This is a genomic window from Vibrio ziniensis (genome assembly GCF_011064285.1).
Classification (GTDB): domain Bacteria; phylum Pseudomonadota; class Gammaproteobacteria; order Enterobacterales; family Vibrionaceae; genus Vibrio; species Vibrio ziniensis.
In genome coordinates, this window is record NZ_CP049331.1 from 831,777 (window position 1) to 847,626 (window position 15,850).

Here is a 15,850-nt window from a genome sequence, read left to right on the forward strand (position 1 = left end):
AATTAAGTCCTTTTATTGACGAGCCATACGTTTATTATCTTGTGGTGCAACTTGCTCGGTTGAACGGTATGGATTGATATCTAAACCACCACGACGTGTATAGCGTGCAAATACGGTCAATTTTTCCGGTTTGCAGAAACGGGTGATGTCCATAAAGATACGCTCAACACATTGTTCATGAAACTCATTGTGCTCACGGAAAGAGACTATATAACGTAAAAGCGATTCGCGGTTAATTTTGGGGCCACGATATGCGATTTCAACGCTTCCCCAGTCGGGCTGGTTGGTGATAAGACAGTTCGATTTCAAAAGGTGACTATGGAGTGTTTCGTCAACAATAGATTCTTCTGCTGCACCTTCTAGCAGTGTTTCGTCGAAATCATAGCTATTAATTTCGATGTCTTGATCATCAATACAATCGCCTTCCATAGTGACAATTGGTTCAGCGGTATAGTCGCTTAATGATTTTACTTTTACTTCAACCGTTTCACCAGCGCAGGCAGATAGGTCAGCAATCAAGATTTCTTCTACTTGCTGCCAGTTTTCAAATTTAGTCTGGTTAAAGCTATTTAGGTAAAGTTTGAATGATTTAGACTCAATTAAGTTGGCGCTAGTCGCTGGAATGGCAACTTCACCGATAGCCACTTGTGGCAAACCTTTACTGTTTAACCATGACAACTCATAGAGTGTCCAGATGTCACAGCCTTTAAATGGCAGTTCACTACCTAAATTTAAGTCGTCACGGTTTAAGCTTCGTGGAACCGGCTGTAGTAGTGTTGGATCATACTGGTGTGAGTAATCGGTTTTTTTACCTAAAGTCAGACCTGCTAACTCTTTGGCATCGGAATATTTGCTCATACTTAATGCTTAATTCGATTAGAATAAGCAGAATTTTACGCAATACCGTAGCCTATGTCACCAAAGGGCTGCGAGTTAGCTTAATCGAATTCGAAGATTGGAGATTTTCATGGCGCATTCTGTTGCAGAAGCCTTACATACTTTTAGCCAACGATATCTGGAAGCTTATCAAGCTGAGCACCACCACTTACCTGAAAATGAAGAGTTGGTGGACTGGGTTTCACCATGCGTTGAGCAGAAACTGGAAAATAGCGTGTATTGGCAGCCTGTTGTGAGAGACGCAGCCGCTGATTTCACCAATGTTGAAAATGGGATTGAGATTGCTTTGCACGAAGATATACATGCTTTTTATGGCTCTCAGTACAGTGCCGATATGCCTGCTAATTGGAAAGGAAATGCGCTTAACCTTTTGCAGGTTTGGAGCGATGAAGATTACGAGCGATTGCAGGAAAATATTCTTGGACATTTGGTTATGCAGCGTCGTTTAAAGCAGAAACCAACAGTATTCATTGCTACGACAGACGATGAAATGGAAGTGGTGTCGATATGCAATCTGACGGGCAATGTTATCCTTGAAAAACTTGGCACAGATAACCGTCAAGTTCTTAGTGAAGATGTTGCGAGTTTCTTGGCACAGCTTGAGCCAGAGGTACAGGTATAATGTACGTTGTTGAACTTGAGTTTGAATGTTTTGATAATACTACCATCACTGCTGTTGATAGAGCGATCAATGGGTTGATGGATGCATTACGTTATAACGGACAGGTGCTAGGTCGCGAATTCCCCATTGTTATGGGAGACGGTGAGTTTTCTGTTCGAGCGGTTTGTCCTGAAAAAGACAGCCTTCATCCAAAGAACCATTCTGAATTTGTCAAAGTGTGCTTTAATCGCCTAGCGGAGGCTTGCTTACTCGCTCCTAAGTTTCGTTTGCTTGGCAGAGATATTAATTCTGAACAAGCAGCGGAAGAAGAAACTCCAAGTTGGCAAGTTCTCTACACCACTTATGTTCATACCTGTTCGCCATTACGAAGTGGTGAAACCTTGTTACCAATTCCTCTTTATCGAAATGAAGCGACATTTAATGGTGACCATAAGTCAGTCATAAAATGGCAAACGGAGTGGCAAGCGTGTGATGAACTTCAGATGGCTGGTGGCTGTAAAGCGGAACATGCGGCTTTGAAAGAAATTTGCGACGTGAACAGTGACTTATTCCGCCGTGGATGGGATTTAAGTAAACGTATTGAATACATAACGAAAATTCCAACCTATTACTATCAGTACCGTGTTGGCGGAAAGAGTTTAGCGGAAGAGAAAGCTAGACCTTGTCCTAAATGTGGTGGGAACTGGCTGTTAGAAGAGCCTCTACATGACATTTTCCACTTCAAGTGCGATAACTGCCGTATAGTTTCTAACATCTCTTGGGATCATCTGAAGTAATTGATTTTAAAGTCACTTCACCGTTAACAAAAAGGGCTCCAATCGGAGCCCTTCAACTATTCTGATTATTAAAAGTCTTAGCAATAATCTAGTGATTACCAGCCTTTAACTGAGCCACCGTGGAAAATTTCTGAAGCACCGTTTGCAACTTCATCCGTTTGGTAAGCTTTAAGGAAGTTCTGTACGTTTTCAGCATTTACGTTGTCTTGGCGAGCAACAAGCAGGTTCACGTATGGTGACTCTTTGTTTTCAACGAAGATACCATCTTTCTCTGGAGTCAGATTGATAGAGCTCGCGTAAGTTGTGTTGATGATAGAAAGTGTTACGTCATCAAGAGAACGTGGAAGTTGAGCTGCATCTAGTTCAACGATCTTGATGTTTTTAGGGTTTTCTACGATGTCACGTACAGTGGCTAGTAGGCCAACATCTTCACGTAGTTTCAGCAGACCTTGTTGCTCAAGTAATAGCAGAGAACGACCTAGGTTTGTTGGATCGTTTGGTACTGCAATACGGTCACCGTCTTGGATCTCATCAACAGATTTTACTTGTTTTGAGTAACCAGCAATTGGGTAAACAAATGTGTTACCAACGATTGCTAGTTTGTAACCACGGTCAGCAATTTGTTGATCTAAGTATGGTTTGTGTTGGAATGCGTTTGCGTCGATTGAACCGTCATCAAGTGCAGCGTTTGGTGTTACGTAGTCAGTGAAAGTGACTAGTTCAACATCTAGGTTGTATTTCTCTTTAGCAATTTTCGCTGCGATTTCTGCTACTTGAGCTTCAGCGCCAGCAATAACGCCGATTTTTACTTTGTTGTTATCGACTTCTTTCTCACCACAGCCAGCTAGCACAAGCGCAGATGCAGCAGCAGCGATGGTCAGTAAACTTTTAAGATTGAATTTCATGGTAATCTCCTTGTTAGAAATTCTTATATCGTTTTTATCTGTGATCAACGCGGCGTACGAATGCATCGCCGATTGATTGAATTATTTGTACTAGAACAATAAGCATGACAACGGTTACAGCCATTATCACCACATCGTAACGGTGGAAACCGTAACGAATAGCCACATCACCTAGGCCACCACCACCTACCGTACCTGCCATCGCTGAATAGCTCACAAGAGTTACTAGCGTGATAGTTACAGAGTTAAGAATGGTCGGCATTGCTTCAGGTAACAGCACCTTGCGAATGATTTGCATTGGTGTCGCACCCATAGATTGTGCAGCTTCAACAAGACCAGTTGGAACTTCTAACAATGCACCTTCAATCAAGCGAGCGACAAAAGGAATTGCGCCGATAGTTAAAGGTACGATTGCTGCTGTTGTGCCAATGAAAGTACCCACAAGTAACTTTGTCACAGGGATAATTGCAACCATCAACACAAGAAACGGTACTGAACGTCCAACGTTTACGATTGCGCCAAGCGCACTGTTCAATTTCGTGTTTTCTAGCAAACCACCTTTTTTAGTGGTGTGAAGAATAACGCCTAGTGGAATACCTAGTGCAAAACCAATAATGCCTGCAACTGCTACCATATACACTGTTTGCCAAGTTGCTGTTAAAAGCAGGTCACCGTTTAGTGATAACCAACTTGTGATGGTATTAAAGGACATAACCAAGTACCTCTACTTTTACTTTATTGTCACGAAGGTATTGAATTGCAGCATTGTCGTTTTCTTCGTTACCGAAGATTTCCGCAACCATCATGCCGAACTTCACGCCGCCTGCGTAATCAAGATCAGAACTTAAAATGCTGACATCGATATTGAACTTACGTGAAATTTGCGACATCAATGGCGCGTCTACTGTGGCGCCAGTAAATTCTAAGCGTACCAATGGGTAACTGCCTTCAACTCGTGTTTGTTGTAAGCGTGCTTGGTAATCATCAGGAATGGATAAATCCAGCGTTGAGCGAATGAACTGGTGTGCAAGTTCTGTTTTTGGATGAGCAAAGATTTCACCCACAGTGCCTTTTTCTACCAACTCACCATCACCGATGATAGCCACTTCATGACAAATACTTTTTACTACATCCATCTCATGGGTAATTAACAAGATAGTGATATTTAACTTACGGTTAATCTCTTTTAGTAGCTCAAGAATTGACTGCGTAGTGGCAGGGTCAAGAGCACTGGTTGCTTCGTCACACAGCAACACTTTTGGATCCGAGGCTAGGGCACGAGCTATTGCAACACGTTGTTTTTGGCCACCACTTAAGTTTGATGGGTAAGTGTCACGCTTCTCTGCCAAGCCAACCAATTGAAGGAGTTCCGAAACTTTTTTATCAATGTGGTTTGCACTTTGACCTGCAAGCTCCAAAGGCAAAGCAATGTTTTCAAACACAGTGCGTGATGAAAGCAAATTAAAATGTTGGAAAATCATGCCGATGTTTCGGCGAGCTTCGCTCAGCTGCTTCAAGCTAAGCTTAGTAAGGTCAACACCATCAACAATAACGCTACCGTTAGTAGGACGTTCTAACATATTCACACAACGGATCAGAGTGCTTTTACCTGCACCTGATGAACCAATAACACCGAAGATCGTGCCTTGTTGGATACTTAGATTAATGTCTTTTAAGGCATTGATTTCTTTCGTGCCTTGGTAGAACACCTTGTTGACGTGACTAATCTCAATCATTGAAAAACCTGCGCAGGGATAAATCTTGGTTGTTTTGTAACGAGTTACCTATGTATTACTAAAAGAGTAGCAACAACAGAATAATATTTTTAACTCGTTCTAACTTGGTAGAGGATGCTATGGCTTAACGAAGTTCAAGTCAATAGATATTTTTACGTCTAGACGTCTAAATGGGTGTTGGTATGAGATCGTTAAGTAATTAGATAGTGATGAAAGAAATAAAGCGTGCAATAATTCGCTTAGTTTGACTTTATAGAGATGAATATTTTGGCGAAACCAGCTGTGTTTTTAGACCGTGATGGCGTGATAAATGTGGATCATGGCTACGTAAGCGACGAACATGACTTTGATTTCATCGAAGGCGTTTTTGAAGCAACCAAAAAACTGAAAGAGATGGGCTACTTATTGGTCGTGGTGACTAACCAAGCAGGAATAGCCAGAGGTTATTATAGCGAAGATCGTTTTCTTTCATTAACACAGTGGATGGATTGGAATTTCGTTGATAATGGCGTTGAGCTTGATGGCATCTATTACTGCCCTCATCACCCTGAGCATGGTGAAGGCAAATATAAAGAAGATTGTGATTGTCGCAAGCCGAAGCCGGGGATGTTTATCTCTGCACGAGACTTTTTGAAAATCGATATGGCGAACTCTGTCATGGTGGGTGATAAAGCCGAAGACATGATGGCGGCTGACGCTGCTGGCGTAGGAACTAAAATCTTAGTTCGTACCGGTAAGCCTGTTACTGAAAAAGGTGAAAGCTTAGCAACTGTTGTACTGGACAGTTTACGCGATGTGCCTAACTATTTAAAAGAGCGTAAATAATACCTTTATGTGTAATAGGTACTCGAGACATTGTTGGGTTTGATATTGAGAGGTCGCTTATGCGACCTTTTTTACTATTTAAAGACTGCATCATCATGAATAGACGCGATAATACCAATCTGGAAAATTGACTGCTCATTGATAAGCAAACCTTCCTAGCCAATGAGGGCTCGGCGGAACTTCTCGGACCAATTGATGCGAGTTTGTGTTCGATACCTAATCACTGTTGTACCAATGCTTAATCTGATCATCTATTTACTCAGAAAGGTATAGCTCAGCCGGAGCAGGCTCAGTTACCTTGTTCACGAAAAGTGATGATGCACGGTTAGAAGTCAAAGCTATGAACTATAAAACTTGCCGGACTGAGTAAAATTTTGCTTATATATGGTCTAGATCATAAGTAGTACGGTGGTCCGCCACCTTTTTTCACCTGCAGACTGTATTTCATGAGCAAAAAACTCACTATTCTTGATATCGCAAAACTTTCCGGAGTCGGTAAATCTACCGTTTCTCGTGTACTTACTAATGATCCTAAAGTGAAGCCTGAAACTCGAGAAAAGGTGGAACGGGTGATTGCAGAGTCAGGATATGTCCCCTCTAAATCAGCTCAGCTTATGCGTGGCGGTAGTCAGAGAGTCATCGGTGTTATAATTTCTCGTCTTGATTCACCATCCGAAAATCGTTCTGTCAGTAGCATGCTGGATATCTTATATGCTCATGGTTATGACGTAGTGATTATGGAAAGTCAGTTTGATAGGCAGAAAACTAACGACCATTTAGACGTACTTTTTAAGCGCAATGTCGATGGCGTGATTATCTTTGGTTTTACCGATTTGGATACGCAAGCTTTGGTCCCCTGGCAACTAAAAGCGGTAGTGATCGCGACGCATTCTGAGCAAGTCTCTTCAATTAACTACGATAATGTAGGCATCATTAACCAGGCATTAGATCGCGTTAAGCAGCAAGGGTTAAATCAAATTAGCTTTATCGGGGTTGATCCTCAAGATGCAACGACGGGTGAAATGCGTTTGCAAGCCTATTTGGCTTGGTGCCAAAGTCATCAGGTTACACCTTGTTATCAGACTGGCAAACTGAAACACGAGAGTGCTTACCAACTGGTCGATAAGGTTCTGCATGAAGATACCCAAGCCATTGTTTGTGCTAGTGATACTTTAGCTTTAGGTGTTATCAAACGCCTGCAAGAGTGTCAGCGAGAAGATGTGATGGTGACTGGTGTCGGAGGTAATGAACTGCTCACTTTCTTATTTCCTAAGGTTTACAGCGTAGATCCCGGTTATCGCCAAGCGGGAGAGCAGGCAGCAAAGCTCTTAATTCAGCATCTGAGTGGAAATGTTCAACATCTTGTCCACTTAACTCAAAGCCCTGCGGTGTGATAGCTATAAGTATGATCAAGGCGTTGAGCTTTACGCTTTGATCAATTCTGTTCTTTCCACGTAAACATAACCTATGTCTTGTTGAAAAATTCACCACCTAATGTGATCGTTCTCAATTAATGGGACTGTTCCCATTTTAAGCTTTAGTTGGATGTGTCACTATGCTGAAAATTTTTGTGGGAATGTTCCCATTATCGATTCGACTAATATAAAAGCTATAAGTAACAGGGTGGACAAAGGTATGAGTAAGATAGCGAGACAAGATGTCGTGCGTCTTGTTGAATTAGTTGGCGGTAGCGAAAACATCGCCAGTGTTAGCCACTGCCTAACACGTTTACGGTTTGTACTGAATGAACCAGAAAAAGCAGATAAACAAGGCTTGGAATCTCTCAGCATAGTCAAAGGTTGCTTTACCAATGCAGGTCAATTCCAAGTTGTTATTGGTACCGAAGTAGACCAAGTGTTTAAAGTGCTTTTGGATGTGACAGGTCAAGCAGGATCTTCGAAAGAAGATGCGAAACTAGCGGCACGTCAAAACATGAACATCTTAGAGCGTGGTATTTCCCATCTTGCTGAAATTTTTGTACCGCTGCTTCCTGCCATTATTACCGGTGGTTTGATCTTAGGTTTCCGTAATGTGATTGGCGACATCAAGATGTTCGACGGCCAAACTCTTACCGAAATCAGCCAGTTTTGGGCAAGTGTTCACTCATTCTTGTGGTTGATTGGCGAAGCAATTTTCTTCTTCCTACCCGTTGGTGTGTGCTGGTCTACAGTGAAGAAATTAGGCGGTACACCAATTTTAGGTATCACTTTGGGTGTGACGCTTGTTTCTCCTCAACTTATGAATGCCTATCTAATTGGTAAGCAAGTACCTGAAGTCTGGGATTTCGGTCTGTTTGTAATTGAAAAAGTAGGCTACCAAGCTCAGGTTATTCCGGCCATTTTAGCGGGTGTATTGCTAGCCTTTATTGAAAACACGTTAAAACGAGTGATTCCAGCGTACCTATATCTTGTCGTTGTGCCGTTCGTTTCTTTGATTCTGGCTGTAATTTTATCGCATACATTAATTGGCCCATTTGGTCGTATGTTAGGTAACGGCGTTGCATTTGCAGCCAAAGCAGCAATGACCGGCGATTTCGCGGTATTGGGCTCAATGATTTTTGGTTTCTTGTACGCTCCATTGGTAATCACTGGTATCCATCACACAACTAACGCGGTGGATTTGCAGCTTATGCAAGAGCTTGGTGGAACACCGATTTGGCCTTTAATTGCTCTGTCAAACATTGCACAGGCATCTGCTGTTGTAGGCATCATTCTTATCAGTAAAAAGCATGGTGAACGCGATATCTCAGTTCCAGCGGCGATTTCCGCTTATTTAGGTGTTACTGAGCCAGCCATGTACGGTATTAACCTTAAATACAAGTTCCCAATGCTATACGCAATGATTGGTAGCGCTCTAGCTGCGGCTGTGTGTGGTAGTGCGGGTGTGATGGCAAATGGCATCGGTGTGGGTGGCTTGCCGGGTATTTTATCTATTCAACCTCAATACTGGAGTGTTTACCTAATTGCAATGCTGGTGGCAATTGTGGTTCCAGCTGCTTTGACTTTGGTTATGTACAAACGCGCACAAGGCAAAGGCGTACTATCAACCGCATCAGCATAAACCTTTTATGAGTGGCTTTTAGCCACTCTTTTTCTATTTTATTTTTGGTAAGTGAGATTCGAATGGCCTTTGCTAATACAGCATCTGACTGGTGGAAGACCGCCTCTATATATCAAATTTATCCCAAAAGTTTCTGTGACAGTGGCGCAAAAGGGACCGGGGATATCCAAGGCATTATTTCTAAATTAGATTATCTGCAAAAGTTGGGGATTGATGCCATTTGGCTGACACCGGTGTATCAGTCGCCAATGGTAGATAATGGTTACGATATTGCGGATTACTATTCGATAAATCCAGATTTTGGCACCATGAGTGACTTTGATAGCTTGCTAGAGTTGGCTCATCAAAAGGGTATTCGAATCATAATGGATATCGTTGTTAACCATACATCAACGCAGCATATGTGGTTTCAATCTGCCTTAGCCGATAAAGCGAGCCCTTATCGTGACTACTACATTTGGAAGTCTCCGGTAGACGGGCAAGCTCCTAATAACTGGCAATCCAAGTTTGGTGGTAGCGCTTGGGAATACGACGAAAAATCCAATCAATATTACTTACATCTATTTGCAAAAGAACAAGCGGATTTGAACTGGGAAAACCCCTTGGTTCGAGATGAAGTCAAAGAAGTGATTAGCTTTTGGGCAGAGAAAGGTGTGGATGGATTCCGTTTAGATGTGATTAATTTGATTTCTAAACAGCAGGATTTCCCAAACGATGATTCGGGAGATGGGCGACGATTTTATACCGATGGACCTCGCGTTCATGAGTATTTACAAGAGATTAGCCGCGATGTTTTCCAGAAATATGGCAGTGTGACGGTGGGTGAGATGTCGTCGACTACGTTGGAGCACTGTCAGCAATATTCTTCGCTAGATAACAAAGAGCTGTCTATGGTGTTCAACTTTCATCATCTGAAAGCGGATTATCCGAATGGTGAAAAATGGACCAAAGCACCGTTTGATTTTGTTCAGCTCAAGCAGGTGTTTAACCACTGGCAAACCGGTCTAAACGGAAAAGGTTGGGGCGCTCTTTTCTGGTGTAATCATGATCAACCTCGAGTAGTGAGTCGGCTGGGTAACGATACTCAGTATCGTGTTGAGTCAGCCAAAATGCTCGCCACCTCTGTACACATGATGCAGGGCACACCTTATATTTACCAAGGTGAAGAAATTGGTATGACGAACCCCGGTTACAGTTCGATTTCCCAATATCGAGATGTTGAAAGCACCAATATGTACGACATTATGGTTAAGAAAAAAGGTGTTAGCGATGCCGATATGCTGGCTATTTTGGCGCAGAAATCTCGTGATAATTCTCGTACGCCAATGCAGTGGAATAGCGAACAATATGCCGGATTTAGCAAAGCAGAACCGTGGATCTCTGTGGCGAACAATTACCCACATATCAATGCAGAACAAGCATTAGACAATGAAGATTCGGTATTTTACTACTATCAGAAACTTATTCAGCTACGGAAAACTATTCCGGTAATTACGGATGGAGACTATGAAGATTTTCTACCGGATCACGAATCTGTTTTCGCTTATCTAAGACGTAGCACTACTCAGATATTGGTGTGCCTGAATAACTATTATGCTGTAGAAGCTGAATGTGAACTGCCAGCTCAACTAGAGCTAAGTAAAGCTAGTTATCTTATTGGTAACTACCCTGACATAGAACAACATGCGGTGGAACGTAAACAAACGCTGAGAGCTTATGAGACCAGAGTTATATTGATTGAGCATTAACGAGCATTTTCTGCAGTGATAGTCTTTATGCAATAAAGCCCCAAAGTGTAGGGGCTTTTTCTTTATGGCGAGTCAATAAAATATCTGAAATGAAAAAAGCCAGCTCAATGAGCTGGCTTTTCCGTATATGGTGGAGGGGGACGGATTCGAACCATCGAAGGCGGAGCCGGCAGATTTACAGTCTGCTCCCTTTGGCCACTCGGGAACCCCTCCAGGGTGTTTTCCTAATCTTTTACAAGAATAGGCTTAACTGACGTTTTCCCAACGCATCAATCAAGTTTTGCTCTCATGAGAGTTAATGTCTCACAAGAAAATATGGTGGAGGGGGACGGATTCGAACCATCGAAGGCGGAGCCGGCAGATTTACAGTCTGCTCCCTTTGGCCACTCGGGAACCCCTCCAGGGTGTTTTCCTATTCTTTTACAAGAAGAGGCTTAACTGACGTTTTCCCAACGCATCAATCAAGTTTTGCTCTCATGAGAGTTAATATCTCAAAAGAAAATATGGTGGAGGGGGACGGATTCGAACCATCGAAGGCGGAGCCGGCAGATTTACAGTCTGCTCCCTTTGGCCACTCGGGAACCCCTCCAGGGTGTTTCCTATTCTTTTACAAGAAGAGGCTTAACTGACGTTTTCCCAACGCATCAATCAAGTTTTGCTCTCATGAGAGTTAATATCTCACAAGAAAATATGGTGGAGGGGGACGGATTCGAACCATCGAAGGCGGAGCCGGCAGATTTACAGTCTGCTCCCTTTGGCCACTCGGGAACCCCTCCAGGGTGTTTTCCTAATCTTTTACAAGAAGAGGCTTAAATGATGTTTTCCCAACGCATCAAGCAAGTGCGGAGCGCATATTATCAAACTCGGACTTGGTGTAAACCCTTTTTTTGCCTTTTTGAATTGAATGCTGCCTTTTTGGGCAAAGGTGGCCGTAATTCCCCATTTTCTTTTTGAAATAGAGGTTCAAAAAGGAGATGGAAACATCAAATTTACGTTCCTTTACGTTTCGCTTCTCTATAACTAGTTATAATAAAAGTTCTTTCTTATATGCTGATGTGGTTTATGAAAAACGTTTCGATTCTTTCTATCGCTCTTGCTATGGCTTTATTTGCAAGTGAGGGTGTTGTTGCCGCTGGACCAAAAGGCGCACCTGCAATCTCTGTTGTTACTGATTTAGTTCAGGTGCATCAGGTATCTCAATCTCTATCGTTAGTTGGCAAGTTGGAAGCCGAGCAGTCAGTGATCATTTCTCCAGAAGTTTCCGGAAAAGTTGACATCATTGCCGTTAAAGCCAATCAAGAAGTAAAGAAAAACCAAATACTTGTTCAGTTGTCAGATGATAAAGCCCGTGCGTCTCTAGCCGAGGCAAAAGCTTACCTGCGTGATGAAAAACGTAAATTGGCTGAATACGAGCGTCTGTTGAAGAGAAGCGCTATTACCCAGACAGAAATTGATGCCCAGAAAACCAGTGTCGATATCGCTCAAGCGCGTTTAGAAGCATCTGAAGCGAATTGGAATGACCTTCATATCAGAGCGCCGTTTGATGGCACTGTTGGTTTTATCGATTTCAGTCGTGGCAAGATTGTTAACTCCAGCACTGAACTGATGACCTTGGATAACCTTTCCTTAATGCAATTAGATCTTCAAGTACCTGAGCGTTACCTTTCCATGCTCACGAAAGGCATGAAAGTGGTTGGTACCACGAATGCATGGCCGGGTAAGACATTTGAAGGTGAAGTCGTTGGCGTGGATTCCCGTGTTAACGCAGAGACTTTGAATCTGAGAGTGCGTATTCATTTTTCAAATGCTGGACGTTTACTTAAGCCGGGAATGTTAGTTTCAGCTAATTTAGCGTTCCCAGCGATTGAAGCACCGATTATTCCAGTTCAAGCGCTCGAATACTCTGGTACTAAGCGCTATGTCTATGTTGTAAATAAAGAAAACAAAGCGGTTCGAACAGAAGTTCTGCTTGGAGCTCGTGTAGAAAACCAAGTTGTGATTGAACAAGGACTCGAGATCGGTGAGAAAGTCGTCGTTCAAGGGATCGTAAACATGCGTGACGGCGCTAAAGTGTCAGAAGTGACGGTGGATGGTCTCCCAGTAAACAAGGATGACAACTAATGTTGATCTCTGATGTTTCAGTAAAACGCCCAGTAGCTGCGCTCGTTCTGAGTATGCTGCTGTGTGTGTTTGGCTTTGTCTCTTTTACGAAGCTTGCTGTGCGCGAAATGCCGGATATTGAAAACCCCGTCGTTTCTGTTACCACTCGATATCAAGGTGCTTCCGCCACCATTATCGAAAACCAAATTACCTCGGTGCTTGAAGAACAGCTAACTGGTATCAGTGGCATCGATGAAATTACATCGGTAACCCGTAACGGTTCTTCACGTATAACGGTTACGTTCAACCTTGGTTATGACCTAAATACCGGTGTCAGTGATATTCGTGATGCGGTAGCTCGTGCGCAGCGATCGCTACCGGATGCTGCCGATGATCCTTTGGTATATAAGAACAACGGGTCTGGCCAAGCGTCTATGTATATCAATTTGAGTTCGACCACTATGGACCGGACTCAGTTAACTGATTATATGGAACGTGTCCTTGTTGACCGCTTTAGCCTGATTTCAGGCGTCAGTTCTATAAACGTCTCTGGTGGCTTGTACAAAGTGATGTATGTTCGCCTTCAACCGGAGTTAATGGCAGGACGCGGCGTTACCACATCGGATATTTCAGCTGCTTTACGTCGTGAAAATATTGAAAGCCCGGGTGGTGAGGTACGTAACGATTCAACCGTAATGTCGGTTCGTACGGCGCGTACTTATCAAAAGCCGGAAGACTTTCAATACTTGGTTGTTAAACGTGCCAGTGGTACGCCTATCTACCTTAAAGACGTTGCGGATGTGTTCCTTGGCGCGGAAAACGAGAACTCGACCTATAAGACAGATGGCGTTGTTAACGTGAGTATGGGGATCATCCCTCAGTCCGACTCTAACCCTCTTGAAGTTGCGAAACGAGTTCACGAGCAGGTCGACAATATTCAGAAGTTTCTGCCAGCAGATACCAAGTTGAATATTAGTTATGACTCGACCATCTTTATTGAACGCTCTATTGAAGAGGTATACAGCACCTTATTTATTACTGGTGGTCTGGTTGTTTTGGTGCTTTACATCTTCATTGGTCAAGCCCGTGCAACCTTGATTCCAGCAATCACGGTTCCTGTATCGCTGATTTCTTCATTTATTGCCGCTTACTATTTTGGCTTTTCTATCAACCTAATTACTTTGATGGCATTGATACTGTCAATTGGTTTGGTGGTGGATGACGCGATTGTGGTGGTGGAGAACATTTTCCATCACATTGAACAGGGTGAAAAACCACTGCTAGCTGCTTATAAAGGTACGCGTGAAGTAGGGTTCGCCGTAATTGCAACCACGCTCGTACTAGTAATGGTGTTCCTGCCTATCTCCTTTATGGATGGGATGGTAGGTTTGCTGTTCACAGAGTTCTCGGTACTGTTGGCAATGTCGGTGATTTTTTCATCATTGATTGCGTTAACTCTTACACCAGTGCTAGGCAGTAAGATCCTCAAAGCGAACGTAAAACCAAACGGTTTTAACCGTGTTGTTGATAAATTGTTTGGCAAGCTTGAATCTTCGTATCGCTTCTTGTTGAAGTATGCACTACGTTTCAAATGGTTAGCGCCGTTAATCATTCTGGGTTGTATTGGTGGTAGCTACCAATTTATGCAGAATGTTCCATCGCAGTTAACGCCATCAGAAGACCGCGGCGTCATATTTACCATGGTGCGCGGTGCAGACGCGACCAGCTATAACCGTATGTCTGCCAACATGGACTTGGTTGAAGCGCGATTAAAGCCTCTGCTTGGTCAAGGTTTCCTTAAGTCATTCAGTATTCAATCTCCGGCATTTAATGGTAACGCTGGTGACCAGACGGGCTTCGTTATTATGACATTGGATGATTGGAATGAACGCAGTATCACCGCTCAAAAAGCTCTGGGTGAAGTGAGAAAAGCACTAACTGGTATTCCAGATGTACGTGTTATTCCATTTATGCCGGGTTTCCGTGGTGGTTCTAACGAGCCAGTTCAGTTTGTGCTTGGTGGCTCGGATTATACAGAGCTGAAAGAGTGGTCGGAGAAACTAGAGGCTGAAGCAGCGAATTCAGGTCTGATGACGGGTGTCGATATCAACTACTCAGAGAAAACACCTGAATTAGTTGTGACGGTTGATAGACAAAGAGCTGCAGAACTTAACATCAGTGTTCAAGATATCTCCGATACGCTTGAAGTGATGTTAGGTGGTAAAGCTGTGACGACCTTCGTTGAGCGTGGTGAAGAATACGACGTTTATCTGCGTGGTGATGAGAACAGCTTCAATAACGCATCTGATTTAAGTCAGATCTATATGCGTACCGGAAATGGTGATCTGGTTACTCTGGATACTGTGACTAAGATTGAGGAAGTTGCCTCGGCGATTCGTTTGTCTCACTACAACAAACAAAAAGCCATTACGATTACAGCAAACTTGGCTGACGGTGCAACATTAGGTCAGGCTTTAGATTATATGGATCAAAAAGCGTTAGAAATGTTGCCTAGTGATATCTCGGTTAGCTATTCAGGTGAGTCAAAAGATTTCAAAGAGAACCAGTCGAGCGTTGCGGCGGTCTTCGCTTTGGCACTATTAGTTGCGTACTTAGTTCTTGCTGCTCAGTTTGAAAGCTTCATCAACCCAATGGTTATTATGTTTACGGTACCTATGGGCGTATTCGGTGGTTTCCTTGGCCTGTTGATTATGGGGCAGGGAATGAATGTTTACAGCCAAATCGGTATGGTGATGTTGATTGGTATGGTAACGAAAAACGGCATCTTAATCGTTGAGTTTGCTAACCAGTTACGTGACCGAGGTGTTGAGTTTGAAAAAGCGATTGTTGATGCCTCAGCGCGTCGCCTGCGTCCAATTCTGATGACGGCATTCACTACACTGGCAGGCTCTATCCCGCTTATTGTTTCTACAGGTGCGGGTTATGAGAGCCGTGTTGCGGTGGGTACGGTGATTTTCTTTGGTATGGCATTTGCCACCGTGGTTACCTTGTTCGTTATTCCAGCTATGTACCGCTTAATTTCGGCTAAGACACAAGCTCCAGGGCATGTTGAAGCAGAGCTCAACAAAGAGTTGGGGCATGACAATAAAGGTCGCACAACGCACTAGCTAGACCCTATTTCCATGTATTAAAAAGCCCGCTGAGTTAGCGGGCTTTCTTT

12 protein-coding genes and 4 tRNA genes are annotated in these 15,850 nt (G+C 43.2%); 8 read left to right on the forward strand and 8 right to left on the reverse strand.

Translation table 11 applies throughout. The features are described from left to right. Nucleotides 1–12: 12 nt before the first annotated feature. Nucleotides 13–858, reverse strand: a complete 846-nt coding sequence (gene queF / locus G5S32_RS03775) for an NADPH-dependent 7-cyano-7-deazaguanine reductase QueF (protein WP_165310561.1) — start codon at nt 856–858, stop codon at nt 13–15. 109 nt (nt 859–967) lie between these two features. On the opposite strand from queF, the gene syd reads away from it, so the two are divergent. Continuing rightward, on the forward strand, nt 968–1,519 hold the full coding sequence (gene syd / locus G5S32_RS03780) for a SecY-interacting protein (RefSeq protein WP_165310562.1): 552 nt from the start codon (nt 968–970) through the stop codon (nt 1,517–1,519). After that, nucleotides 1,519–2,295, forward strand: coding sequence for a Zn-ribbon-containing protein (locus G5S32_RS03785; protein WP_165310563.1), 777 nt, complete (start codon nt 1,519–1,521; stop codon nt 2,293–2,295). The genes syd and G5S32_RS03785 overlap by 1 nt, the downstream gene beginning before the upstream one ends. A gap of 95 nt (nt 2,296–2,390) precedes the next feature. Here the strand turns inward: G5S32_RS03785 and G5S32_RS03790 are convergent, their stop codons facing one another. Genes G5S32_RS03790 through metN form a run of 3 tightly spaced genes read right to left on the reverse strand, consistent with a single transcriptional unit; the run spans nt 2,391 to nt 4,936 of the window. After that, a complete protein-coding gene (locus G5S32_RS03790; RefSeq protein ID WP_165310564.1) occupies nt 2,391–3,200 on the reverse strand; it encodes a MetQ/NlpA family lipoprotein in 810 nt (269 codons plus the stop codon). 34 nt (nt 3,201–3,234) lie between these two features. After that, the gene (locus G5S32_RS03795) at nt 3,235–3,912 is read right to left on the reverse strand and encodes a methionine ABC transporter permease (RefSeq protein ID WP_165310565.1); all 678 of its coding nucleotides are present in this window, start codon (nt 3,910–3,912) and stop codon (nt 3,235–3,237) included. Continuing rightward, nucleotides 3,902–4,936: a methionine ABC transporter ATP-binding protein MetN gene (gene metN / locus G5S32_RS03800; RefSeq protein WP_165310566.1), complete on the reverse strand. Its 1,035-nt coding sequence runs from the start codon at nt 4,934–4,936 to the stop codon at nt 3,902–3,904. Before metN ends, G5S32_RS03795 begins: the two co-directional genes overlap by 11 nt. Nucleotides 4,937–5,194: 258 nt before the next feature. Here metN and gmhB point away from each other — a divergent pair, with 258 nt between their 5' ends. The 4 genes from gmhB (at nt 5,195) to treC (ending at nt 10,569) form a co-directional block, all read left to right on the forward strand. Further along, on the forward strand, nt 5,195–5,761 hold the full coding sequence (gene gmhB, locus G5S32_RS03805) for a D-glycero-beta-D-manno-heptose 1,7-bisphosphate 7-phosphatase (RefSeq protein WP_207621597.1): 567 nt from the start codon (nt 5,195–5,197) through the stop codon (nt 5,759–5,761). A gap of 446 nt (nt 5,762–6,207) precedes the next feature. After that, a complete protein-coding gene (treR, locus tag G5S32_RS03810; RefSeq protein WP_165310568.1) occupies nt 6,208–7,155 on the forward strand; it encodes a trehalose operon repressor TreR in 948 nt (315 codons plus the stop codon). 241 nt (nt 7,156–7,396) lie between these two features. Then, nucleotides 7,397–8,821, forward strand: a complete 1,425-nt coding sequence (gene treB / locus G5S32_RS03815) for a PTS trehalose transporter subunit IIBC (protein WP_165310569.1) — start codon at nt 7,397–7,399, stop codon at nt 8,819–8,821. 62 nt (nt 8,822–8,883) lie between these two features. Beyond that, nucleotides 8,884–10,569: an alpha,alpha-phosphotrehalase gene (gene treC / locus G5S32_RS03820; RefSeq protein ID WP_165310570.1), complete on the forward strand. Its 1,686-nt coding sequence runs from the start codon at nt 8,884–8,886 to the stop codon at nt 10,567–10,569. Between the two features lie 128 nt (nt 10,570–10,697). On the opposite strand, the gene G5S32_RS03825 is transcribed toward treC, so the two are convergent. From G5S32_RS03825 to G5S32_RS03840, 4 genes are all read right to left on the reverse strand, one after another. Next, nucleotides 10,698–10,782 (reverse strand) — tRNA-Tyr (locus tag G5S32_RS03825). Between the two features lie 103 nt (nt 10,783–10,885). After that, nucleotides 10,886–10,970, reverse strand: a tRNA-Tyr gene (locus tag G5S32_RS03830). A 103-nt stretch (nt 10,971–11,073) separates the two neighbouring features. Next, a tRNA-Tyr gene (locus tag G5S32_RS03835) sits at nt 11,074–11,158 on the reverse strand. Between the two features lie 102 nt (nt 11,159–11,260). Next, a tRNA-Tyr gene (locus tag G5S32_RS03840) sits at nt 11,261–11,345 on the reverse strand. Nucleotides 11,346–11,631: 286 nt separating this feature from the next. Between G5S32_RS03840 and G5S32_RS03845 the strand changes: the two genes are divergently transcribed. Next, on the forward strand, nt 11,632–12,690 hold the full coding sequence (locus G5S32_RS03845; protein WP_165310571.1) for an efflux RND transporter periplasmic adaptor subunit: 1,059 nt from the start codon (nt 11,632–11,634) through the stop codon (nt 12,688–12,690). Further along, nucleotides 12,690–15,797 carry a vibriobactin export RND transporter permease subunit VexH gene (gene vexH / locus G5S32_RS03850; RefSeq protein WP_165310572.1) on the forward strand — a complete coding sequence of 1,036 codons (3,108 nt, stop codon included), beginning with the start codon at nt 12,690–12,692 and terminating at the stop codon, nt 15,795–15,797. The genes G5S32_RS03845 and vexH overlap by 1 nt, the downstream gene beginning before the upstream one ends. Nucleotides 15,798–15,850 lie beyond the last annotated feature (53 nt).